General features: G+C 36.4%; 21 protein-coding genes. 8 read left to right on the top strand and 13 right to left on the bottom strand.

Annotated elements, in window-relative coordinates:
* The first annotated feature begins 612 nt into the window (after nt 1-612).
* The 3 genes from FD31_RS11725 to FD31_RS11715 all read left to right on the top strand — a co-directional run bounded on the left by FD31_RS11725 (nt 613) and on the right by FD31_RS11715 (nt 2,903).
* The gene (locus FD31_RS11725) at nt 613-1,053 is read left to right on the top strand and encodes a MaoC family dehydratase (protein ID WP_057892972.1); all 441 of its coding nucleotides are present in this window, start codon (nt 613-615) and stop codon (nt 1,051-1,053) included.
* A gap of 293 nt (nt 1,054-1,346) precedes the next feature.
* A complete protein-coding gene (locus tag FD31_RS11720) occupies nt 1,347-1,988 on the top strand; it encodes an FMN-dependent NADH-azoreductase (protein WP_057892971.1) in 642 nt (213 codons plus the stop codon).
* Between the two features lie 63 nt (nt 1,989-2,051).
* Entirely contained in the window at nt 2,052-2,903 is an 852-nt protein-coding gene (locus FD31_RS11715) for an NFACT RNA binding domain-containing protein (RefSeq protein WP_057892970.1), read from the top strand.
* Between the two features lie 372 nt (nt 2,904-3,275).
* Here FD31_RS11715 and FD31_RS11710 read toward each other — a convergent pair whose 3' ends face one another.
* From FD31_RS11710 to FD31_RS11700, 3 genes are all read right to left on the bottom strand, one after another.
* Nucleotides 3,276-4,949 (bottom strand): glycoside hydrolase family 13 protein, encoded by a 1,674-nt coding sequence (locus tag FD31_RS11710; protein WP_057892969.1) that lies wholly within the window; start codon nt 4,947-4,949, stop codon nt 3,276-3,278.
* Between the two features lie 93 nt (nt 4,950-5,042).
* Nucleotides 5,043-5,801: a YibE/F family protein gene (locus FD31_RS11705; RefSeq protein WP_057892968.1), complete on the bottom strand. Its 759-nt coding sequence runs from the start codon at nt 5,799-5,801 to the stop codon at nt 5,043-5,045.
* Nucleotides 5,801-6,868 carry a YibE/F family protein gene (locus FD31_RS11700; RefSeq protein ID WP_057892967.1) on the bottom strand — a complete coding sequence of 356 codons (1,068 nt, stop codon included), beginning with the start codon at nt 6,866-6,868 and terminating at the stop codon, nt 5,801-5,803. The genes FD31_RS11705 and FD31_RS11700 overlap by 1 nt, the downstream gene beginning before the upstream one ends.
* Nucleotides 6,869-7,249: 381 nt before the next feature.
* Between FD31_RS11700 and trpX the strand changes: the two genes are divergently transcribed.
* Genes trpX through FD31_RS11685 form a run of 3 tightly spaced genes read left to right on the top strand, consistent with a single transcriptional unit; the run spans nt 7,250 to nt 9,890 of the window.
* Complete coding sequence (gene trpX, locus FD31_RS11695; RefSeq protein WP_057892966.1) at nt 7,250-8,257, top strand: tryptophan ABC transporter substrate-binding protein; 1,008 nt, start codon at nt 7,250-7,252, stop codon at nt 8,255-8,257.
* Nucleotides 8,254-9,144 (top strand): ABC transporter permease, encoded by an 891-nt coding sequence (locus tag FD31_RS11690; protein WP_057892965.1) that lies wholly within the window; start codon nt 8,254-8,256, stop codon nt 9,142-9,144. The genes trpX and FD31_RS11690 overlap by 4 nt, the downstream gene beginning before the upstream one ends.
* Nucleotides 9,141-9,890 (top strand): ABC transporter ATP-binding protein, encoded by a 750-nt coding sequence (locus FD31_RS11685; RefSeq protein WP_057892964.1) that lies wholly within the window; start codon nt 9,141-9,143, stop codon nt 9,888-9,890. The genes FD31_RS11690 and FD31_RS11685 overlap by 4 nt, the downstream gene beginning before the upstream one ends.
* 66 nt (nt 9,891-9,956) lie before the next feature.
* Here the strand turns inward: FD31_RS11685 and FD31_RS11680 are convergent, their stop codons facing one another.
* The 8 genes from FD31_RS11680 to sufC all read right to left on the bottom strand — a co-directional run bounded on the left by FD31_RS11680 (nt 9,957) and on the right by sufC (nt 18,227).
* Nucleotides 9,957-11,177, bottom strand: a complete 1,221-nt coding sequence (locus FD31_RS11680; RefSeq protein WP_057892963.1) for a hypothetical protein — start codon at nt 11,175-11,177, stop codon at nt 9,957-9,959.
* A 355-nt stretch (nt 11,178-11,532) separates the two neighbouring features.
* Nucleotides 11,533-12,660 (bottom strand): SLAP domain-containing protein, encoded by a 1,128-nt coding sequence (locus tag FD31_RS11675; protein WP_057892962.1) that lies wholly within the window; start codon nt 12,658-12,660, stop codon nt 11,533-11,535.
* 143 nt (nt 12,661-12,803) lie between these two features.
* Nucleotides 12,804-13,133, bottom strand: coding sequence for a metal-sulfur cluster assembly factor (locus FD31_RS11670; protein WP_057892961.1), 330 nt, complete (start codon nt 13,131-13,133; stop codon nt 12,804-12,806).
* A gap of 72 nt (nt 13,134-13,205) precedes the next feature.
* On the bottom strand, nt 13,206-14,597 hold the full coding sequence (gene sufB, locus FD31_RS11665) for a Fe-S cluster assembly protein SufB (protein WP_057892960.1): 1,392 nt from the start codon (nt 14,595-14,597) through the stop codon (nt 13,206-13,208).
* Nucleotides 14,590-15,036 carry a Fe-S cluster assembly sulfur transfer protein SufU gene (gene sufU / locus FD31_RS11660; protein WP_057892959.1) on the bottom strand — a complete coding sequence of 149 codons (447 nt, stop codon included), beginning with the start codon at nt 15,034-15,036 and terminating at the stop codon, nt 14,590-14,592. The genes sufB and sufU overlap by 8 nt, the downstream gene beginning before the upstream one ends.
* Nucleotides 15,033-16,262 carry an aminotransferase class V-fold PLP-dependent enzyme gene (locus tag FD31_RS11655; RefSeq protein ID WP_057892958.1) on the bottom strand — a complete coding sequence of 410 codons (1,230 nt, stop codon included), beginning with the start codon at nt 16,260-16,262 and terminating at the stop codon, nt 15,033-15,035. The genes sufU and FD31_RS11655 overlap by 4 nt, the downstream gene beginning before the upstream one ends.
* The gene (gene sufD, locus FD31_RS11650) at nt 16,234-17,421 is read right to left on the bottom strand and encodes a Fe-S cluster assembly protein SufD (protein WP_057892957.1); all 1,188 of its coding nucleotides are present in this window, start codon (nt 17,419-17,421) and stop codon (nt 16,234-16,236) included. The genes FD31_RS11655 and sufD overlap by 29 nt, the downstream gene beginning before the upstream one ends.
* An 11-nt stretch (nt 17,422-17,432) precedes the next feature.
* The gene (sufC, locus tag FD31_RS11645) at nt 17,433-18,227 is read right to left on the bottom strand and encodes a Fe-S cluster assembly ATPase SufC (protein ID WP_057892956.1); all 795 of its coding nucleotides are present in this window, start codon (nt 18,225-18,227) and stop codon (nt 17,433-17,435) included.
* Nucleotides 18,228-18,394: 167 nt separating this feature from the next.
* On the opposite strand from sufC, the gene FD31_RS11640 reads away from it, so the two are divergent.
* Entirely contained in the window at nt 18,395-22,126 is a 3,732-nt protein-coding gene (locus FD31_RS11640) for a Cna B-type domain-containing protein (RefSeq protein WP_057892955.1), read from the top strand.
* A gap of 16 nt (nt 22,127-22,142) precedes the next feature.
* Here FD31_RS11640 and FD31_RS11635 read toward each other — a convergent pair whose 3' ends face one another.
* Complete coding sequence (locus tag FD31_RS11635) at nt 22,143-23,039, bottom strand: helix-turn-helix domain-containing protein (RefSeq protein ID WP_057892954.1); 897 nt, start codon at nt 23,037-23,039, stop codon at nt 22,143-22,145.
* A gap of 345 nt (nt 23,040-23,384) precedes the next feature.
* Between FD31_RS11635 and FD31_RS11630 the strand changes: the two genes are divergently transcribed.
* Nucleotides 23,385-24,800 (top strand): amino acid permease, encoded by a 1,416-nt coding sequence (locus tag FD31_RS11630; RefSeq protein WP_057892953.1) that lies wholly within the window; start codon nt 23,385-23,387, stop codon nt 24,798-24,800.
* 222 nt (nt 24,801-25,022) lie between these two features.
* Here the strand turns inward: FD31_RS11630 and FD31_RS11625 are convergent.
* The coding region (locus FD31_RS11625) for an RNA-guided endonuclease InsQ/TnpB family protein (protein ID WP_157049167.1) at nt 25,023-25,277 on the bottom strand (255 nt) is incomplete at its 5' end.

Here is a 25,277-nt window from a genome sequence, read left to right as displayed (position 1 = left end):
AGTTTTTAATCAGCAATGAATAACGCTAATTAAGCTTGAATTTTAGCTTAAATCCTAGTGATTGTTTTATTCCAATCTTCGATTTTCTGCATAACTTTTTTTGCTCTTGTAATATTTAACAAAAATAATTATGTGGATGAAAATATGGATATTAGCGCTAAAAAAATAAGCCCCATTGACTGGCAGGTCTCGGCTTATTTTTAGCTAAATCGGCTACCGCGTTAGCGGAATTGCTAGCAGACCCCATTTGGTCTGCTTTTTTATTACACACATATTCTAACAGGATAGTTTTTAATCAGCAATGAATAATGCTAATTAAGCTGAACTAATACATATGTCCTTACGATTCGATAAAATGGTGCTTACAAATGTATGCTTATTCAAAAAGCCAAGATTATGTAAACTTCAGAATTTGGTTTATAATTGCATACTTTCTGATAATCGAAATCAATTGACTGATGTAAATTTACAGAAATATGGCGAGTTCTTTCACAAATGTATATCCATTTCGTTTAGTTATATAGTCTATAAGTAATCCGTATTTCATATGTAAGCGATTACAGACTATGATGAATGTGAATTAAGGCACATAGCTTTGTAGGAGGCTTTTTGATGAAAGAATATAAGATACTTTATGAGGGCGAATTAAAAGTAGGTATGAGTGGATCAGTTTCCAAACGTATCTCTGAAGAAGATGTTGATACCTTTGCTAAGGTTACTGGCGATTACAACCCCATGCACATGGATCAAGAATTCGCTGAGAAAACACAATTCCACAAACGTATTGCGCACGGTATGCTTTCTGCCGGTATGATTTCAGCTTGTTTAGGTACAAAAATGCCTGGACCCGGAGCCATTTATTTAAACCAATCTTTGAGATTCGACAAACCAGTTTATTTCGGAGATGTTCTCGTAGCTACAGTTACTGTTGAAAAGATTGATCAAAAAGCACACTTCCAAATCGCTACTTTATCAACAGTTGTAACTAATCAAAATGGTGACAAAGTCACTGAAGGTGAAGCACAAATCATGCCTGCCAAGCGTGATAAGTAATTCACATAGTCATACATATTAAAAATTAACCATTTTGAATTTGCTGTTACAGTCGACTTAATACAGGTTATCTATCGGCACAATTAATTTCATATTTCCTCTCTCAATAAAAATATAACTCAATCATATAATTATATTAATGGCCAGTTGTCGACTGCTAACAGCAAATCCGGAACGATTTAGTTTTTAAATATATTTCCTTCCTAAATTAAACAAACTCATACAATTTTGAGTTTGTTTTTTTAATTCGATATATAATAGAAGTAAATTTGTAGAAAGGGGCTTTCCTTAATATGCCAAAAGTACTCGTAATCTATGCTCACCCCGAAACTGCCAAGGGTTCTTCAACACACGAGCTTTACAAACACTTTATTAATTCATATACTGCCAAAAATCCCAATGACGAAATTGTCGTTCATAATATTTCTGAATATATGCCTTTCAGATTAAACAAACTAGCCATTTCAATCTATAATAAAAATCTTGCCAAAAGTGATTTTACACCTGACGAAATTCGTTTTAGCGAATCAAGAAAACAATGGTTAGAAGAATTTGTTAATGCCGACAAATACGTCTTTGTCAATCCAATGTACAATCTCTTCATCCCTGCTGAAATGAAGAGCTACATTGATATGGTTATGCAAGCTGGTCAAACTTTCCATTACAATTCTGAAGGTTTATCAATCGGTGATTTACATGGTAAGAAAGCTATTCATTTGCAAGCAAGCGGTGGTAACTATCACAACGATTTAATTCAAAATGACTCAATGATTTACGATTTGGGTGACCAATACTTACAAACGATGCTCCACATGATGGGTGTCGATGACTATTCAGGCGTTTTTGCCGAAGGTATGGACAAAGATCCAATGCACACCATTGAAATCCTAGATCACGCTTATGCCAAAGCTGAACTAGCTGGTAAGGAGTTCTAGTCAAACTAGAGCTCCTTTTTTGGTCTATAATTAAGTTACAACGTTATGAATTGAGGTCCAAACATGTCAGAATCAACTACTACTGAAGTTATCGAAGCTATGAAGTGGCAAATCAATCACACACATAAACAAATTACTTCATTAAAGAAAGCTGCTAAACGAGTTGGAGATGCCGAAGTTTTGCAAGTTAAAGGTACCCTCTTGAAAACTTATGTTAACCAAATTGACCCACAAAAAGGTTACACAATTTTACCTGATTACAACCATCCCGGAAAAAATTTAACAATTTACCTAGATGGCAAAAAATCTATCATGGAAAACGCGGAAGAATATTTTCACCAATATCACCGTGATAAACGAGGGTTGGATACGATTAAACAACATTTAGTCCAAGCTGAAGCAAATCTAGACAAACAAATCCAACGTCAAGCTAACTTTAATCCTGGCGACGAGGAACAAGCAAAGTTAATCAAGAAACAATTAATTGACGAAGATGCTATTAAAACTGAGGTCTTACACTCATCAAAGGCTCCCGAACCAGCTCATCCCCGCCGTTTTTATACAACCGATAAAGTCCTCGTCGAAGTCGGTAAAAACAGCGTTCAAAATGACCACCTAACATTGACAGCTAAAAAGGACTATTACTGGATGCATGTCAGCGAATTGGCTGGCTCACACGTTGTCATTCACAGTGTCGATCCGAGTGAACAAACTTTGCTAGAGGCTGCTAGTTTAGCTGCTTATTACAGTAAAGGACGTGGTTTGAAGCAAGTTCCTGTTGATGTTTTGAAAGTACGACAATTACATAAACCAAAGGGTGCCAAGCCGGGATTAGTTTTATTTACTGGTAAAGCTGATACCTTAACTGTCTACCCCGATGGTAAAATGGCTGAAAAATTAGCCGAAAAAAAATAGAAAAGTCAGCTGGCTTTTCTATTTTTTTGTCTTCAATGCAATTGCAATCACTATTAATCCAAAAATTACTCCACTTAAAACACCGATAAGATGCTTAATCTTTAGATGTTCACCAAATTTAATTTTTATATACCCTCTTTTAAAGATGATATTAGACTGAATGTTGTGCAATACCTAGCAAAGTTTCTAAGCACAAAGAAACAAACTGTGACAAAACTATTTTTATCCTTAAGCATGCAGCATAAACGTGCAACAAAACATAACTTTTTCCGCTTAAAACAAATAAACCTAGCAATCCCAAATCGGGTTACTAGGTTTATTTGCCTTAATGCTCGAAAGCTGACCATGTTTTGTCACACTCTCTCAAACTACTTATCTAAATAAATAGACCTTACTTTCATAAGGACGAATTTCCATATCTAAATCATCATCGTAATTGCCAATCAATAGTTTACCTTTAGACTGACCATAATCACGAGTTACTTGTTCCTTTGTAAAGTTACTGATTACTAACAAAGTTTCATCGTTATAACGACGTTTGTAAGCAAAGACTTGTTCTTCTTCAGGATCCAATAGCTCATAATCACCATAAACAATTAAGTCACTGTTATGACGTAAATCAATTAATTTCTTATAGTAACTGAAAACTGATTTACTATCTTCAATTTGGTCCCGTGCATTGATTTCTTTGAAGTTAGGATTCAATTCAAACCATGGTTTACCACTCGTAAATCCGGAGTTTTTATTTTCATCCCATTGCATAGGCGTTCTAGCATTATCACGTGATTTATATGACAAATACTTCAACATTGAATCGGCATCAACAATTTTTTCATCATCAACGAATTCATGATATGCGTTCAAAGATTCCAAATCTTCATATTGCGAAAGCTTAGTGTAATGAACATTTGTCATACCAAGCTCTTCGCCTTCATAAACATAAGGTGTTCCTTGCATCATATGTAGAGTTGTTCCTAACATCTTAGCTGCTTTGACCCGATACTTAGGATCATCCGTGGCAAATCGTGAAACGGCTCGTGGTTGATCGTGATTATTCCAATACAAACTGTTCCAACCTTTGCCATTAAGCTCAGTTTCCCACTTACTCAAAGATTTTTTTAATTCAACTAATTTGATAGGCGCATCGTTCCATTTACCTAAACGTTTATCAGCATTACCAGCTAAGCCAACGTGATCAAATTGGAAAACCATGTGCAACTCATGCGAATCAAGTCCAGTATATTTAATTGCATCTTCAGGGGTAGAATCAGGCATTTCGCCAACAGTCATCACATCATACTTTGAAAGAACTTTTTGATTCATCTCTTGGAGAAATTCATTCAAACGGGGTCCATCAGCGACAACTTTACCAACGTCAGCGTATTTTTCATTAGGAGCTTTGGGACCATCAGGCAATCCAGCAGGTTTAGAAATCAAATTAATAACGTCCATTCTAAAACCATCGACACCCTTATCTAGCCAAAAGCGCATAACGTTCCAAACTTCATCACGAACTTGCGGATTTTCCCAATTTAAATCAGGTTGACCATCAGCAAATAAGTGTAAATAATATTGACCAGTTGTTTCGTCAAATTTCCAAGTCGAGCCATTAAAGTATGAACCCCAATTGTTTGGAGCATGTCCATCAACAGGATCACGCCAAATATAATAATCACGATATGGATTATCCTTCGACTTCTTACTCTCTTGGAACCATTTATTTTGGTCAGAAGTATGGTTAACAACTAAATCCATGATAATTTTGAGACCTAAAACATGAGCTTCTTGCAACATCTTGTCAAAATCATCCATTGTTCCGTAGGCTGGTTGAATACTACGGTAATCACTAATATCGTAGCCATTATCCTTATCTGGAGACTTGTAAATTGGATTTAACCAAATTACGTCTGCGCCTAAATCCTTAATATAAGGTAACCGACTTGTTAAACCAGGCAAATCACCGATACCATCGCCATTACTATCTTGATAACTTCTTGGATAAACTTGATAAACTACCGATTTCTTCCACCAATCACTGTATGCCATTAGTTAAACTCCCCCTTTTAATCATTACATCTATTCTAGGAGGATTAACGATTTATGACAACGGTTTCAGCAATCCTGTTATCGGTCACAAAGTTATTTAGTATCTTTTTTTACCTTACTATTGGCCTTGCGGTAAACCAAATACGAAGTAATCGGCACAGTCAAAATAACCCCAATCGTGCATATCAAAGTGGTTAAAATCTCCGCTACGACTAATTTATCATTCAATATCTCAGTAAACTTATATCCTAACGAATGGATAACGAAAAATAATGGGAACGTTGACGCAAAAAAATTAAACAATAATGTATTAGTTTGCGTATTCAAAATTTTATTTCCGACTGAAAAGCCATCATCAAAAATTTCAGTTGGTGTTAAAGTGGGTTTATTTTCAACGATTTCATTTAAACCACTTGTGATAGCAACACTAGTTTCCGAGATAACACCTAAACTGTTAATGACAATAATCGAAATGGCTAATTGAGGATAGGAAATACCGGCAGCTAATGAAAAACCTTCTAGTTCATCCTGATTTTCCGCCGCCATTCCTTGAGCACTGGCCCAAAATTCCAATGGAATCGTAATTAGTAAAATGACAACCATTATTAGCAAGGACGTTTTGAATGCGGTACTGGCAGTGTTGGGATTATCAACGTTCATATAAATTGCCACTACTAAGATAACCATGGCAATGACACCTGTTGTAATCAAAACATTGAAGCCATCCGCAATTAAAATCAACAAGGCAATAATTGAAAAAATGTTGATTCCTAATCCAAATAACAATGTGAAACCACGCGTACCCGTCACCATCAATAACAAAACGACGAAGGTTAAGAATAAATACAACATTATTGCACCTTCTTTGTAATTACTTTACTAGCAATCAAACTGGTCACAGGCACCGTCAAAATAATTCCGATTCCACTGATCAAAAGCTGAGTGATACCAAGACTTAAAGTCATTTCCATTGTGTAGCCAATTGAGTTGCCATTACTTAAATAAAGTAAAACCACATTGAGATTTTCAGCAATCACAATAAATAGCAGAATATTAATTAAGGGTCCAATTAATTCTCGACCAATATTGATACCTGATTTAAATAATGTTGATTCTTTAACATCTGTTAATTCTTTTTTCATTTCAATTAAGGACGAAGAAATATCCATTGTTTCATCAAGAATTACACCCAGGACACTAAAGATGACTTGAGCAAAAAAGACCCCTTTATACGGCTGTAATTCGAAATCATTTAACTCCACATGGACGCCACTATAACCGGACATCCCCAGTACAAAAACACTTAACACTAACGCTGCCGTAGTCGCAATAATCGTACTTGAATATGCCATCAACGCTTGATACGTCGGTCCTAAAATAACTAGCAAGGCCGTTGCAGATATTAGTAACGCCGTTATAACGGTCAACGGTAATAGAACACTATTATGTTTTTGAATAATAATTTGCATAAATCCATAAAAAATTGCGATATTAATTAACACACTAATAAATAACTTCCGGCGGTCAAATTTCATGCAATACAACAAGAAGACTACTAAGCCAACCGTGAAAACTAAAACCGTATCACGTTTAACATTCTTGGGATTATAACCTTTCGTTAAAATCACTTGTTGGCCCACGTTATATTTGGTATCAGTTAGTTGAGACCGATAATACGTATTTTTAAACGAAACAGTCTGTCCTTTATTTGATGTATTTAATAACTTACCTGTTACTCGTTGGGTAATTTGTGTATCGGTATTCTTATATTCATCAGTTGAGGTACTGCGGTCCAGATTCTTAACTTGTTCAACTTTCATTACTGGATCATGGTACATGAAACTGTCAAAATACGTTAATCCGGTCACAAAAGCTACAATCAACCCGACAATTAACAGTATTCGTAAATTTTTTTTCATAAATTTTCCTCGCATTTCTGCTCTTCCCTACATTATATGTTTTTTCAGAAAATATTTAATAATTTTCGTATTACAAATTTGTAGTTGACAATCGTTGTCTGTTGAAATATATTTGAGACATCAATTTGTTAGGAGAACAGTCATTATGAAATCTATTAACTCTCTAAACATCGTGAATATTCGTTGGCAAAGCCGATAACTCAGATTGGTCCGAGATGGATTCAGTCTGAATAGGATTGAATCCGTGTCGGCTTATTAAACTATGATAATTTCAAAGCCCGCATGGAAAATTTTTCTTAAAATTTAGCCATGTGGGTATTTTATTTTTTAAGGCAATCCCACAATGTATGGGGTTGCCTTTTTAATTTGGGGGATATTACGATGAAACACACGAGAAGACTTTACGCAACACTTGCAGCACTAGCAATGTTTTTAATTTTTGCATACTTTTACACGGGGCGTGCTGATACACAAAAGCAAAACGCCATTCCCAAAGTTGGGGTACTTCAATTAATGTCACATCCAGCCTTAGACCAAATCAATAAGGGTATTGATGACACTTTGAAGAATAATGGTTACATTGACGGCAAGAACGTCAAAATTGAATTTCAAAATGCTCAAGGGGATCAAAGTAATCTAAGAACTATCAGTAAACAGTTCGTTCAAGATAACGTTGATGTAGCAGTCGGAATTGCTACTCCTTCCGTCCAATCATTGAAAAACGCTACTTCAAAAATTCCAATCGTCATGGGTGCCGTTACTGATCCAGAAGGTGCTGGAATCATTACTAACAACAACAAACCAGGTGGCAATATCACTGGCGTTTCTGACCAAGCTCCACTAGAAGCTCAATTGGATTTAATGAAACAAGTCATTCCTAATTTGAAAACAATCGGTATCATTTACACATCAAGTGATGCTTCTGCTACTAGTCAAATGAAGAAGATGCAAACTTTAGCCAAGAAACAAGGTTTAACTGTTAAAGTTTCTAGTATCAATTCAGTGAACGATATTCAACAAGTCGGGACAGCTTTAGCCGAGGGCGTTCAAACAATCTACGTTCCAACCGATAACACTGTCGCATCTGGTATGAAGTTACTTTCATCAATCGCTGCTAAACAAAATATTGCAGTTTTCCCTGCTGCTACAACCATGGTTAAAGATGGTGGCTTAGCAACTGTCGGTTTGAGCCAATATGAACTCGGTGAAGAAACTGGTAAACACGTCGTTCGTATCTTACAACACAAAGAAGATCCTGCTACAACACCTGTTACCTTCATGAAGAAAGGTCATCTAATGTTAAACGAAAAGATGGCTCAAAAACTCAACATTCAATTCCCAGACTCACTCGTTAAGGAAGCTCAAAAGAAAGGACAAATCATCAAATGAATTTAATCGTTTCTACTATAAGTCAAGGTTTCATCTGGTCAATCATGGCCATTGGATTATTCATTACCTTCCGAATTTTGGACTTTCCTGATATGACCGTTGAAGGAAGTTTTCCTTTAGGAGCTGTCACAGCTGTCAGTTTAATTCAAAGTGGTCATTCAACTATCTACGCACTTTGCATCGCTTTTATTTTTGGATGTTTAGCAGGATTCGCCACAGCCTTTTTATACGCTAAACTCAATGTTCCCATCTTATTAGCCGGAATTTTAACAATGACTGCTCTTTACTCAATCAACTTACGTATTCTTGGTAAAGCTAACATGTCATTGACTAAATCAGCCAACATTTTTAACCAATTCGGTTTAGATAAATTACCAACTAATTTTAACGGTATCATCTTAGGAATTATCATCATCGCCTTGATTATCTTCCTATTGATTATCTTCTTAAATACTGAAAAAGGTCAGGCTGTTATCGCAACTGGTGATAACGAAACAATGGCCGCATCCCTTGGTATCAATACAACTGTTATGAAATTTATCGGTTTAATGGTCTCAAACGGAATCGTTGCCTTAACTGGTGGCCTAATTGCTCAACAAAATGGTTTTGCGGACGTCAACATGGGTATCGGTGTCATCGTTATCGGCCTTTCAGCTATTATTATAGGTGAAGTTATTTACCCAGACGTTCCATTAAGTGTTCGTTTAATTACCGTCGTTATTGGTAGTATCGTCTACCGTTTAATTTTAATGATCGTGCTTCAATTAGGCTTCAACACTAACGACTTGAAACTTATCTCAGCTATCATCTTGGCACTCTGCTTGGCTCTACCAACGATTCGTGCCCAATTCCTAAAGACTTTGCGAAACGGGGTTAAAACTAAATGAAACCATTACTAGAAATTAAAGACGCCGTTAAGACAATTTATAACGACGATGACAATTTAAACATCTTAAATAACATCAATTTAACCATCAATCCTAAAGATTTCTTAGTTGTTTTGGGAACAAACGGTGCTGGTAAATCAACTTTGTTGGACGCTATTACTGGAACTAATCAATTAACATCTGGTCAAATTCTTTTGAATGGCGATGATATTACAAGTGAAAATTTAGCTAAACGTAGCCGTCACATCAGTCGAGTTTATCAAGATCCTAAATCTGGTACAGCTCCACGAATGACGGTGGCTGAAAATTTATTGTTGGCTAAAAGACGTGGCTTGCCTAGACGTTTAAGATTACGTGACTTGAAGAGTCATATGGCAGAATTTCAAGAATTAATTTCTAATTTACCTACCTTAGATAATCGTTTAAATACTTTTACAGATAAGCTCTCAGGTGGTCAAAGACAGACATTAAGCTTCCTGATGGCAATTATCCAACGACCTGAATTACTGTTGTTAGATGAACATACAGCGGCGCTAGATCCCCAAACAAGTAAAGACTTGATGGAATTAACTAACCGTATTATTTTGGAAAAAGAATTAACTTGTATGATGATCACACATGACCTTTCAGATGCAATGAAGTATGGTAATCGTTTGATTGTTTTGAAGAAAGGTGAAATTATTTTAGATTTGAATCAAGAAGAAAAGAGCAAGTTGACCGAGGCTGACTTGTTGCAATACTTCTAGCGATAGCAAAAAAGCCAGTCCGAGTTGGATTGGCTTTTTGTTTGGCCTTATTTTGCAAAATAAAGCTTATTTGTAAACGTCAGTTGCTTTAACCCATTCGTTTGTAGCAACACGATACATTTTTTCACCGTTGATTGTTGCATATTGGTCTGTGTACCATTTTGAATCGCCACTTAGACCACGGTTTGTAATATCTTTACCTTCAATGGTATATAGGTGGAAGTATTCGCCACTGTTTGTTGTAACGATACCTTCTGACATTACTGGTGTTGGTTTGTTTTTAGTAACATTTATTTTGATGTCTTTGTTACCTTTTTTGTCGAACTTGATTGTTGCGTCACTTGAGTTAACAAGTGAGTAGCCAACTGGTGCTGCAATTTTTGCTGAGAATGTATCTTTACCATTTAGTTGTTGGTAACCTGCTTCATTTCCATCTTGGTCGATGAATGAGATACGTACTCTTTGGACAGTATATCCACCACGGTGTCCTACCTTATGAGTTGATACCGTAGCCTTAGGTTCAATTTTGATTTTTGCGGAATAAACGGTCGTATTATTATCTGCTGATGCACTTGCTATAACAACATTTTGACCCGAGGATACTACATATCCATTAGGGGCTGTAACTTCTTTATCAGAGACCAACTCAGAAATATTTTTATTAGCTACTTGTCCTCTTTTTACATTCAACAAGTTACCCTTGCCATCAATAAATAAAATTTGAACGTTTGCTTTAGTTATTGCTTGAAAAATAACAACATCTTTTTCGGCATCATACTTTAAAAATTCATACCCAGATACAGCATCTAAATTACTTGCTGTAACCTGTTTTGTTGGATTGATTAATGAACGAGTATCATTTAAACCAGGATTTGTAATTTCTTTTCCTGTGGCATCTTGATACTGAGCTTTTACAGTCTTCTTTTCGATATTTTCAACTTGTACTTTCCTTGCAGTTGTAGTATTTTCTACTGAAATTGTATCTTTTTCTGTATCGTTTACTGTCTTATAGTTTACTGGTAATTTCAACTCACTTGTAGAAAAACTTGTAGCATTTTTTGAAATATCTACTGATCCTTTTGCACTACCTAAAAATTCAGTATCTGTAATTGCATTATCATGACTGTCTACATAGCTAATAGAAACGGTTCTCTTTGCTTCCGGTGCAGTTGTTCCACTATCTCCTGATTCTACAGCTGCCATGGCAGTAATATTATTTACATTTACACTCCCCAAAACACTTGAAAACAATAGTCCTGTAATAATTAAAGTCTTACCTAATTTCATATCTTTTCCCTCCGAAAAAAAATAGTTCCTTACTTTCTCAATAAGGTAAGGCTAATATATTACATCGTAAAATTTTTAGCAATAAATAAATCACATATTTAAAATTCGTTGAGTTTTTTATTAATTTAATAACAATTATGTAATTATATTCCAACCACTTGTTTTTATATACATATAAGAATTTAATTATGGAAACTACGTTTTCTTAGTTTTATTTAATAAATAAAAGCGCAATTTTTAAATCATTTACTACTCATTATGATAATTGTAAATTTTCTTTACTAATTCAATTTTTAGACAAAAAAAGACCACGAATCATAAACGGATTGATTCATGGTCTTTAACTTTATAAAATTTAGGCTAAGTCTGATGCTTTTAGCCATTCATTTGTAGCAACACGATAATATTTAACATTATTGATTGTTTGCATTTGATCAGTTGCCCAAGCAGAACTTGCTCCTAAACCACGGTTAGTAACGGCCTTACCATTACCATCATAAAGTGGTGTGTAAGAAACATTCTTGGTTGTAACTGTCTTTCTATCAGCTTTTTCCACAGTCGAGTTAGTATCTGTATTATTGTCTGTTTGAGATACAACAGTTACTTTGTCAGCTGGAACCCATTCAGTTGTAGCAACTTGATAATAAGCTTTGCCATTAAGAACTAACTTGTTGGCTGTCTTCCAATCACTATTAGGTCCTAATAAACGATCTGTGAGTTCCTTGCCATCAACCTTGTACAAAGTGGTTGCTGAAGAACCTACTCTGACAGTAGCTGTAAATGGTGTAATTCCTTCAACATTCTTAGTAACAGTAATAAATTGTGTATTGCCATCGCTTTGAAGTGTTAGGTCGTTGCTGTTAACTGTATAGCCAGCAGGAATTTGATCAGCTGTCAAAGTTACTTTATCGCCAGCTTTTTGACCAAAGACTTGTGTTCTTCCGGCTTCAGTATCGTCAGCAGTCTTGAAAATAACTGTGTTTGTTACTTGGCGGTTAACTTTAACATTGTATTCTTTGTCTTTTTCCAAAGTGATCGTCTTATTGGCATCTGTAGGCCATGAGCAACCAGCAGGTAGTGTTGAAAGTGTATAAGCATTTCCATCACCACCGTTGACTGTATCAGTCTTTACAAGGTTACCATTTTGATCAACAAAGTTAACTTTTACAGAAACCATTGGTGTGATTTTGACACCAACTTTGGCCCCGTCATCTCCGAAAACAGCTGTCTCTCCATCTGCCAAGGCAAAGCCATCAGGAACGGCTGTGATTTTAGCACCCTTAGTTCCAGTTATTTCTGTAGCTGCACCAACTGTAGCGCCACTTCTATCATAATAAGTTACTGAATTTTTAACGTCCGTATCTGCTTGTGTAACGGCTGCAGCATCGTCTGATGCGTGCACTGTTGCGGGTGTAACAATTGTTCCAAGTACCATACCTGAAACTAAAATTCCACTTAGTAGTAATGATGTACTCTTTTTCAAAATAAACCCTCCGTATTCTCTTGTGCTCAAACTAAATACTAGTTTAGTCAAACATATGTTTCAAGAACTATCTTAAAAATATTATTTTTAGTCTTAAACGCTTTGATATTGCCTGATTTTTTCCTAAAGTATGGAACTTTTATCTAAATTCCAAACCCTTCTGGAACACCTAATGCAACGCGAGCATAACGGCTCATCTTGCCAATATTCCATATTGGGTACCAAACTAGTTGAATCTCACATTCTTCAATGCCAGTAACTGATTCGGCCGCTTTTTTTATGGAATCATTCAACATATCACTCAATGGGCAGCCCATCGTTGTCAAAGTCATGGTAATAATAGCTCTTTGGTCATTTTCAATTTCGACCTCATAAATGAGACCCAAATTAACAATATCAATACCAAGTTCCGGATCAATCACTTTACCTAAAGCATCCATAACTTGGCCTTTTTTGGTTTTCTTTTCTTCCATAGTATTATGTGTCCCTCAATGAATTATATTCATGAGTATTATAACAAATTTAGATACAGAGTAATTTACAGTTTATCCAATCGACCCTTCCATCTCATAACTAATCAATCGATTCAATTCCACCGCATATTCCATTGGTAATTTCTTGGTAAATGGTTCCACAAATCCCATCACAATCATTTCTGTTGCCTTGGCCTCTGAAATTCCTCGACTCATCAAGTAATACAGTTGTTCTTCAGAAATCTTGGAAACTCTCGCCTCATGTTCCATTGAAACGTTGGCATTATCAATTTCATTATATGGAATTGTATCTGACGACGATTCATCATCCATAATAATCGTGTCACATTCAACGTGCGCTTTTGATCCGTCAGAATGTTTACCAAATCTGACTGTTCCTCGATAATCAACCGATCCACCTGTTTGGGCAATTGACTTTGACACGATTGAACTTGAAGTATTTCTAGCGTTATGAATCATACGAGCACCTGAATCTTGATGGATTCCATTGCTGGCAACGGCAATCGACAACATGGTCCCGCGGGCGTTTTCTCCGTTCAAGTAAACGCTCGGATACTTCATTGTCACCTTTGAACCTAAATTACCATCAACCCATTCCATCGTGGCATTCTCATCGGCGGCAGCTCGTTTAGTTTCCAAACTATAAACGTTGTCAGACCAATTTTGAATCGTTGTATAACGGCAATATGCATCCTTTTGGACATTAACCTCAACTACCGCAGCGTGCAAACTGTCTGATGAATAATTAGGTGCTGTACAACCTTCAACGTAATCAACTTTGGCACCTTCATCAACAATGATCAATGTTCTTTCAAATTGACCTGAATTTTCTGAGTTCAGACGGAAATATGACTGAATTGGAATATCACAGCGAACTCCCTTTGGTACATAAATAAAGGATCCACCTGACCAAACAGCCGCATTCAATGCCGCAAACTTATTGTCAGTTGGTTTAACTAACTTACCAAACCACTTCTTAAACAACTCGGGATATTCCTTCAAAGCTGTATCGGTATCGGTAAATAAAATTCCCATTTTTTTAAATTCAGTCCGCATATTGTGATAAACAACTTCTGATTCATATTGCGCTGACGAACCACCGAGATATTTCCGTTCAGCTTCAGGGACTCCTAAACGATCGAAAGTTTCTTTCATTTTATCGGGTACATCGTCCCAGTCCCGATATTTTTTATCAGTCATTTTTTGATAATAGTACATATTTTCCAAATCAAGGTCTGATAAATCAGGGCCAAAATTTGGCATTGGTAATTTTTTATAAAGCGCATATGATTTCAAACGATAATCTAACATCCACTGTGGTTCTTTTTTTTCAGCAGAAATTTGGCGTACTGTTTCTTCAGTTAAACCACGGCCAGTCGAATATTTAGGCTTGATATCATCGTGAAACCCATACTCATAATCTGAATTATTTAAATCAATCATCGACTTCTTCTCCTAATGATTTTCTCAAAGCCCACCAGCAAAGCGTGGCACATTTTATTCGAGCTGGAAATTGCATCACACTAGATAAGATTGCTGCATCGCCAAGCTTTTCTAGGTCTTCAGCCGAACGTTTTTGGCCCATTACCATGTCCGAAAATATTTGAGCCATTTCTAAACTTTCAGTAATTGTTTTGCTTAAGACCGCATCGGTCATCATACTGGCTGAAGATTGGCTGATCGTACAACCTTCACCTGTAAACCCAATATCAGTAATTTTCTCATCACTCACATTGATTTCCAAATTGATAACATCGCCACAAGTTGGATTTTTCAAAGTCACTTTATTCGTCGAATTTTCCAATTTGTGTTTGTGATGTGGATGCTCTGAATGGTCCAATATCATTTCACGGTATAAACTATTTAACCCTGACAAACTCATACTTTGAAAAACTCCTTTGTCTCTTGAATTGCTTGCAATAATTGGTCAACATCGGCGCGATTATTGTAAAAATAAAAACTAGCCCGAGCAGTTGCTACTACGCCAAGATATTTCATCAACGGTTGGGCACAATGATGTCCCGCTCTGACTGCTACGCCGTCCATATCCAAAGCAGTTGCTAAATCATGTGGATGTAAATTGGTAAGGTTAAATGATATAACGCCGTTGTGAACAGTGGAATCATGTGGTCCGTATACTGTTATCCCAGGAATTCCTAACATTTTAGGTAGTGCGTACGACACTAGTTCATGTTCATAATCGGCAATATTTTGCATGCCTATTTCCGTTAAATAATCGATAGCTTTACCTAAACCAATCGCCCCAATAACATTTTGTGTACCTGCTTCAAATTTCCACGGAATATCTGTCCAAGTGCTTTGATATTTTTCAACAAAATTAATCATTTCACCGCCATATTGGTATGGTGGCATTGCATTTAAAAGTTTGCTTTTACCATACAATACGCCGATACCCATTGGTCCTAACATTTTATGACCTGAGAAGGCATAAAAATCGACATCCAATGCTTGAACATCAACTGGCTGGTGAGGGACGGCTTGTGCTCCGTCTACAATAATAACGGCGTTATGTTGATGAGTGATAGCAGCTAATTTTTTAATATCATTGGTTACACCTAGGACATTGCTAACATGGGCAATCGCAACGATTTTAGTCTTGTCAGTGATTTTTCGACTTGCATCATCCATATCTAATTGACCATCGGCGGTTAATTCAATATATTTCAAGGTTGCGTGCTTGCGTAAAGCTAGTTGTTGCCAGGGAATCAAGTTGCTGTGATGTTCCATATAAGACACGACAATTTCATCGCCAGCATTAATATTAGTTTCCCCATAAGTTGCAGCCAACAAATTTAAACTGTCAGTCGTTCCCTTAGTAAAAATAATTTCACGACTTTCTGGTGCATTAATAAATTTTTGGACTTTGCCTCGAGCTTCTTCATATTCTTCTGTTGCCCGCTCACCCAAGGTATGAACACTGCGATGAGTATTGGCATTGTCATTTTGATAATAACGGACAATTTCATCGATCACTGCCTGTGGTTTTTGACTAGTAGCGGCGTTATCTAAATAAGCTAATGGCTCATCATTTACTTTTTGCTTGAGAATTGGAAAATCATTACGAATTTTCTGAAACTTGTTGTCCATTTTCCAACTTCCTCTCAATCGTTTGAACTAATTGTTCACGAATTATTTTAGATGGAATCGACACCAGCACATCGCCTAAGAATCCTCGAATAACCATTCTTTCAGCAGTCTTTTTATCAATTCCACGACTCATCAAGTAATACAGTTGCTTTTGATCAACCTGTCCGACACTAGCAGCATGTCCTGCTATGACATCATTTTCATCAATCAAAAGGATCGGATTAGCATCCCCATGAGCTTTACTGGACATCATTAAAACACGATTTTGTTGCTCGGCATTCGCACCTGAAGCTCCGTGGATAATATGACCGATACCGTTAAAAATTAAGTGTGACCGATCCATAATTACCCCACGTTGATTAATATGACCAATCGAATGCTTGCCATAGTTAGTTACTCGTGTATTGACACCTTGTTGTTGACGACCTGAAGTAATATCAACGACTTTGATTTCAGCGTGTGCACCTTCTCCATAAAGGTCAGTGTCAAAGTCGGCCACCGTATTGCCAGTATTCATCAATCCTATTGACCAATCGACATAAGCATTTTGTCCGACATAAGCTCGACGGCTTAAATAAGATGTGACGTTCTCTCCTAATTCATCAACTGCCGCATATCGAATATTGCTATTATCTTTAGCCACAATTTCGACAATACAATTAGCCACAGCCGCTTGATTACCAGTCGTTGTCATTTTTTGAATAAATGAAAACTGACTATTCTCTTCAGCGATAATCAAAACATGAGAAACAAATGGTGTCACTGAATCTTGTACTAAATTAATTTCAATTGGTTTTTCAATCACTGTATTCTTTGGAACACGTAACACAATTCCTTGATTCAAAAAAGCTGTATGATACGCCGTAAATTTATTTTCATCTGGTTTAATAACCTTTTGCATATAATATTTTTGCAACAATTCTGGATATTCATTAATAGCATCAAAAATATCCATTAATTCGTAATCTTTATTAGGCGTTACCGTTGTAGTAATTCGATTGGAAACGTCTGGTGTCATTTGCCAATTATGAAAATCGAATCTTTGGATTGTGGGCCTTGGCAATTCATCCATCACATCTAAAGCCATACGTCTTTTTTCAACGAACCAAGCAGGTTCATTGTTCTCAGTAGCGATTTGTACTAATTTATCCGGCGTCATAACGCTACCTCCTAATCCTCATCAACCAATTTAACGTCGAGACCTAATTCATCACGTAAACCAGCATACCCTTCATTTTCCAACTTCAAAGCAAGCTCAGCGGGACCATTTTTCACAATCCGACCACCCATCATTACATGTACCACATCAGGTTGAATATAATTTAACAAGCGTTGGTAATGCGTAATAATCAGCGCACCAAAGTTTGCTCCACGCATCGAATTTACACCTTTAGAAACTACTTTGAGGGCGTCAATATCCAAACCAGAATCGATTTCATCAAGTAAAGCAAAACTAGGTTTAATCATTAATAATTGGAGGATTTCATTACGCTTCTTTTCACCACCGGAAAAGCCTTCATTAAGGTATCTTTCAGTCATCGACTGACTCATATCCAGTAGCTCTAGATTTTTATCAAGTTCTTTGAGAAAATCCATCACTGAAATCTTGTCATTTTCAGGACGACGAGCGTTAATAGCCGCACGTAAAAATTCAGCATTCGTCACACCTTGAATCTCAGCTGGATATTGCATAGCTAAAAACAAACCCTTACGAGCTCTTTCATCGACAGGCATATCCAAAATACTTTCGCCGTTCAACAAAATATCACCTTTAGTCACGTGATACTTTTTTTGACCCATAATTGTTTGTGACAAAGTCGACTTACCAGTTCCGTTAGGTCCCATGATGGCATGAATTTCGCCAGTCTTCATTTTCAGATCGACACCTTTTAGGATTTCCTTTTTAGTCTTTTTCTCTTCATCTTCAATTTCAACGTGCAGATTCTTTACTTCCAGTGTAGCCATGGTTTTCCTCCAAATTATTGTAGATATAGTAATTATAATATAGAAATAAATGGTTGATTATTAAGCTTGTCTATCATTTTCATAATATATTTCATAAAAAGAGTAAAATGAATGATGTAATGATTTTTGAATTATTGAGGAATAATTCAGTGAGGAGATAATTAAATATGTTTAAAAAGGGAAATAACATATTTAGTCTACTGATCATAATCCTGTCTGTTTTTATGACCAGCTCAAGTAACATTGTTAAAGCAGATACTAGTTCCACCCCAGAGGCTACAGCTGTAACAAATAGTGATCAAACGGCAGCCAAAGATTGGGGAAACCAACTTATTACTAAAGTTCAATTACAAAATTCTGAGGGTAAAACTCAAGATAGCTTCGATCCATATGATACTATCCGAGCTTACTGGGAATTCGCTACTCCAAAAGGCGGCGTTAACGAAAATGATACAATTACCGTTAAAGTACCTGATCAATTAGTTATCACCGGTGATGTCACTGCGCCACAACCAGTAACAGAAATACCCGGTGGTAAACAAATTGGTACAGCAACATTAAATAAGACCGCTCGAACTGTTACCGTAACTTTCAACAGTTATGCTGCCAACAAATCTAAGACTGGACCCGTTACAGGTTCGTTTTATGTCAGCACTAGTTGGAATTTAAACTTGGTCCAGGAACATCAAAAGGTTCCGATTGATTGGAATGTCAATGGTGCAGCGACAAGTAATACTGAGTCAACCGGAAGTGCTTCAGTCGGACAGGCTGCCGTAACAGATCCTAATGAAATTCTTTACAAGTACGGAAGTTATGTAGAAAACGGCGATATCATTCAATGGACCGTTCGTGTTAACTACAAAGGTGAAACAATTCATGATGCCGTTTATAACGACACTCTAGGTAAAAATCAGACTTTATTAAATGATACTGATCATCCCATCACTGTTAATTCAGCTACGGCTGACCATGCAACTGGAAATATTACTAATGATGTCGATAATAAATTTGCTGACATAAAGGCTACACCTACTAAAGAGGGATTTACGGTTAACTTCGGTAACGATGACCTTACTAAAACTGCAATTATTACTTATTACACTAAAATTGTTAATTTAGACGACAAGTCATCTTCATATTCAAATACTGGTGACTTACTTTCCAATAAAGATGAACTACAAAACATTACTATCAATCAACCGAATACAACGCTCGGAAGTGATGCCCACGATGGTGACCAAGTAACTTCGATTATGGGACACAAGATTTGGAACGTTCCTGCCGGAACAAAGATTCCTGATTCCGTTACAATTAACTTGATTCAAAATGGTAATTCAGTAACACCACTAGCTTCAAAAACAGTTACCGCTGATACCAACTGGTCATATGTTTTCAACAACTTACCTAAGTATGACAGTGCCGGTAATCTTTATAATTATACCGTTCAAGAAACCCCTGTTGCTGGTTTCACATCCATTCCTGATTTGACCAGTCATGATATTACCAACGTTTTATCTAAACTGAAGGTCACTAAGGTTTGGAATGATGGAAATGACAAATATAGTCAACGACCCAAATCTGTTATAGTTGCTGCTTATGGTCCCGGTATACCAGCGACAAACTACGTATCTTTGAGTGAAAAAAATAATTGGACTTATACTTGGGGAAATTTACCATCGAATGGTAATTGGAGCGTTTCAGAAATTGGTTATAACAAAACTGGTTATGACTCCAATGACGATGGCACCGTTTGGTGGTCTGGGCCAGAGAATTATATTGCATCTCAGCCAATAAATAATAGTAACGATTTGGATAAAACCATTACTAATACTTTGACAACAACGTTTAAAGTTACAAAGAAATGGGAAGATACCAATCATGAATCTAGTCGTCCTACTGAGGTTAAAGTAGAACTTTACGCCAATGGAAAGGATACTGGTAAATCTGCCACTTTGAACTCTGATAATTACTGGAGCTACACTTTCGGTAGCAAAAATGATTTACCAAAGTTTGATGCTGATAAGAATGAAATCACTTATACCGCAGAAGAAACCACGGATCTGGGTGATTATACTGTAACACCTGGTAAGCCAAATGCGGATGATACCGAACAGACTATTATTAATACCTATAACAAATCCACACGTAACTTCACGGTCAATAAAGTTTGGAACGATAACGGCAATACCAAACGACCTGATAACATCTCTGTTCAATTAATAAAGGATGAAGATACTCCTGTTGGTGATCCTGTAACCATCACTCCTGATGCTAATGATAAATGGACTTACACTTGGAATGACTTAGACAAGAATGATGAATCTGGCAATCCTATCCACTATTCAGTTGCCGAGGTTAAAGTACCTGGATATGATTCCCAACCTGTCGTCTCTGATGATGATACAAACGCAACGATTACCAATACTTTAAAAACCACTGATAATACTCACTTACAAGTTTCAAAAACTTGGAGCGATGATAACAACAAAGACAACATTCGTCCTGACTACGTCACTGTGAATTTACTAAAAGACGGGACAAAAGTCGATTCTGTTAAACTTAATGATTCAAACAGCTGGAAACACGACTTCATTGGATTAGATAAAGATGCAAAGTACACCATTTCCGAGGATCCAGTTGATAGCTACACAACTACAATCGACGACAGCGTGCCAACTGACGTTAAGATTATTAATACTCACACGCCAACAACGACAACTACTCCAACTGAAAATACAACTAACCTAAACGTTACAAAGGTTTGGAGCGACGATAACAACAAAGATAATCTTCGTCCTAATAAAGTTACAGTACATTTGTTCAAAAATGGTACCGAGGTTGATAAGGCTGACCTCAGTGAGAGTAACAACTGGGCACACGAATTCACTGGATTAGATAAAAGTGCAAAGTATTCAGTCACTGAAGATAAAGTTGCTGACTATACGACAAATATTGATTCAACTGATGCAAGCAATGTACAAATTATCAATACACATACACCTAAGACCACAACGACACCTGATGATAAAACGAATTTAAATGTTACTAAACGTTGGAGCGATAACAATAATCAAGACAAGCTTCGTCCTGACCATGTCACTGTTCATTTATTAAAGAACGGTACTGAAGTTGATTCAGCTACTCTAAATGCTGCCAACAATTGGAACCACAACTTCACTGGTCTTGATAAAACAGCAACATATACAATTACTGAAGACAAAGTTGATTCTTATACAACAAATATTGATTCAACAAGCTCAACAAATGTACAAATCACTAACACACACACGCCAACAACCACAACAACGACTGACGACAAGACCAACCTAACTGTTAAAAAATCTTGGAATGATCAAAATAACCAAGATAAGTTACGTCCTAGTCAAGTAACGATTCACCTACTTAAGAACGGGACAATCATTGGTCAACCAATAACACTAAGTTCACTCAATGCTTGGTCATACACGTGGAACGATTTGGACAAGAATGGAAAATACACCGTTCAAGAGAATACCGTTCCCGATTACAGCAGTTCCCAAAATGTTGTTGATGGCGTTATAACGATAACTAACACTCACAATGTAACCAAGACTCCTGGTAATCCAGGAACACCAACTATTCCCGGTGGCAACACTGACACCCCTGGTGGTTCACTCACCGGCAATAATGGTGGTAATGGTGACCAAACCAATACTGGCAACGGTGGTGGCTCGGATACAACAACCGACTACACTCCAGCCAATCCAATGGTTCCAAGTCCCATTTATCAAAATAACGATTCGAAAAATAGCCTGCTACCACAAACTGGTTCGAAAGATGCCAACATCATTTATTCAATCCTTGGATTTTTGATTCTCGGCTTTATCGCTATTTTTACAATCAAACGTAAACAAGCCTAACAAAAAAGGATTCCCGCTATTGGGAATCCTTTTTATTTTTCTCAGAATATTCATTTCTTAAAGCATTGATTCGTAATTCCACTACTTCATTCCGATTGATTTTGGCAAAAGCTGATGATTCGGTTAATAAATTATCAACTTCTTCTTTAGGACGATCTTTGCCAATGGCTATTTTAGCTGCTAAGAACTTTAATCGTGGCAAATAGTAAGTCATATGTTGTTCGGAACACAGTCTAATGCCCCGATTGACCATATCTTGGCCCTTTTCATAATCATGCACTTTAATATAAAAGTCAGCAGTGAAGTAAACAATCGTTAAAATTCGTAAATACGCATTAACATTATCTTTGGAGTACAATTCTTTTTCATTTTGTTCAATATACTGTGCAACCTTCTCAAAATAAAAACTAGCTTCTTTAATTTGATTGATTCGTAAATAGAATGTTCCTAAACCAACATAAGCAATGTACGAATAAATTGTTTGATGTCGTTCGTCCAAATCATCTAGAATCCGTGAAAAGTAGAAAAACATCTCTTCCGATTTCCCATTCGTTAACGCTGTAAATAAGCCTTTTTGATAATAATACTGCATTTTTAAAGTCGTATTATTAATTGTATTAACATCGATTTCATTCAAACTCTGAGCCACTTCTGGATAGCTTTCCATCATGAATTCTCGTTCGATTCGTTCCAAAACTGTTCGCATGTAAGACGTTGAATCAGTTGAATTCTTGTATAAATCATCGACTGATAATCCTAAGCGTTCACAAAGTTTATTTAAGATATTTAATGAAGGTACGTGTCCGTTGTTTTCAAATTTACTTAAGGTCGACTGTGTACAAATGCCTTTGCACAGTTTTACCTGTGACATTTTTAACGACTTTCTACGTTCAATAAAAATATTTATATCCATAATTTTATCCTCATTAAATTTTCAAATCCGTTATAGATAAATTATGCGGAATAGAGGGTAAAGTGCCGCCTCATATCCCGCACAAATCGTTTAGATTCAAAAGTTCCTTTACTAATACTTGTTATTATCTAATTTATAGGCTGATTTGTAAATATATATAAACAAATTTATATTGAATCACAAAATAAAAAAAATAATCAAAAATATTAATCAATTTGAAATCAAGGAATTTTTTTATTATATTCTGAAAAAACATATGACAATTTCACAATACTGCGTTATGATATATTCCATGTAAAAAATACAAGTGTTCAGGATATGTGAACATAAAAGGTGGGGTTTTATATGGCGAAGGAAAAGTTAAGCCGCAGTTTATCTTCAAGACAAATGCAAATGATTGCTTTGGGTGGAACCATTGGGGTTGGTCTATTCATGGGGTCTGCATCCACTATTAAGTGGACTGGTCCGTCAGTCTTGTTGGCTTATGCCTTAGCTGGATTAATTCTATATATGGTAATGCGTGCTTTGGGTGAAATGCTATACGTTGATCCTGCAACTGGTTCGTTTGCCAAATATGCGACTGAATATTTACATCCAGTGGTTGGTTATTTAACAGCCTGGAGTAATGTTTTTCAATACTTAGTTGTTGGTATTAGTGAAGTTATCGCCGTTGGAACTTATCTGGAATTTTGGTTCCCAACTATGCCCAAATGGATTGCCGGAGTCGTTGTTGTCGTCACACTCTGTTTAGCCAATTTAACTTCAGTTAAAGCATACGGTGAATTGGAATTCTGGTTCGCCTTGATCAAAGTTTTCACAATTATCATGATGATCATCTTAGGATTCTTCGTTATCGTCTTTGGTGTTGGTAATGGTGGACACCCCGTTGGTATCAGTAATCTTTGGACAAACGGTGGCTTTTTCACTGGTGGTCTGAAAGGTTTCATCTTTGCATTATCGATTGTTGTCGCCTCGTATCAAGGGATTGAAGTTATCGGTATCACTGCTGGTGAAGCTGAAAATCCTCAAGAAAATATCGTTCGTGCCATTCGTTCAATCGTTGGTCGTATTTTAATTTTCTATATTGGTGCTATTTTCGTTATTGTTTCAATTTATCCTTGGGATAAGTTAGGTACAATTGGTTCACCTTTCGTCGAAACATTTGCTAAAGTCGGTATCACTTTTGCCGCCGAAATTATTAACTTCGTTATGTTAACAGCTGCCATGTCAGGTTGTAATTCAGGTATCTTCAGTTCTAGCCGTATGCTTTATACACTTGGTTTGGAAAAGCATTTACCTAAGTCATTCGTTAAATTATCAAAACACAATGTGCCTTACATCCCTGTTTTGACAATTTCAATCGGTATTTTAATAGGTCTCATCTTGAACTACTCATTGCCACTTCTATTACATACTTCAAGTAACGTTTTCGTTATCGTGTACAGTTCCAGTGTTCTACCAGGAATGGTACCTTGGTTCGTTATCTTACTCAGTGAATTACGTTTTAGAAAAATCAATCATGACAAAATGAAAGATCATCCTTTCAAAATGCCTTTGTACCCAATCAGTAATTATCTAGCCATTGCCTCACTGCTAATTATTTTAGTGTTCATGTTCATGAATCCTGAAACAACCGTTTCATTATTAGTCGGCGTTGTCTTCCTAGTCGTCATGACAATTATTTACTTCTTGAAAGAACGTCACAAGGGACCTGCTGTAGTAAAAGAAACACAAACATCTATTGATGAAGAATTAGATTAGACTTTAAAAGCACTCAATCATCTGTCGATTGAATGCTTTTTATTTTGGTATCATTTATATGTAAACGGTTCCGCGTTATAGTTAATTTATCAATAATCTTGATGGGAGATAAGCTTATAGACGAAACAAAGAATATGATGAACTATTCGGCACTAAAGTACCGAGCTTCTAGGAACACTTGACTTACCGCCAGACATTTCAGTCCTTTGGCATTGGTCATAGCTATATTACTAAGGTTTGTTCCAAACCTTTATTGAGTATATTTTTACTTGCGTTGATGTCACGATCATTGTTTGAATGGCAGTTTGGACATACCCATTGTCGAATATCCAATTCATGTTTACCATCATCATAGCCACATTCGGCACAGTATTGACTGGTTTTGAATGGATTTACAACAATCAATTTCTTGTCATACCACTCACACTTATATTCAAGCATTGTTCTAATCATTCGCCATGATTGATTGGCAATGGC

This window comes from Companilactobacillus nantensis DSM 16982, assembly GCF_001435815.1.
Lineage (GTDB): Bacteria > Bacillota > Bacilli > Lactobacillales > Lactobacillaceae > Companilactobacillus > Companilactobacillus nantensis.
This window is presented reverse-complemented; position numbering and strand designations above follow the sequence as displayed.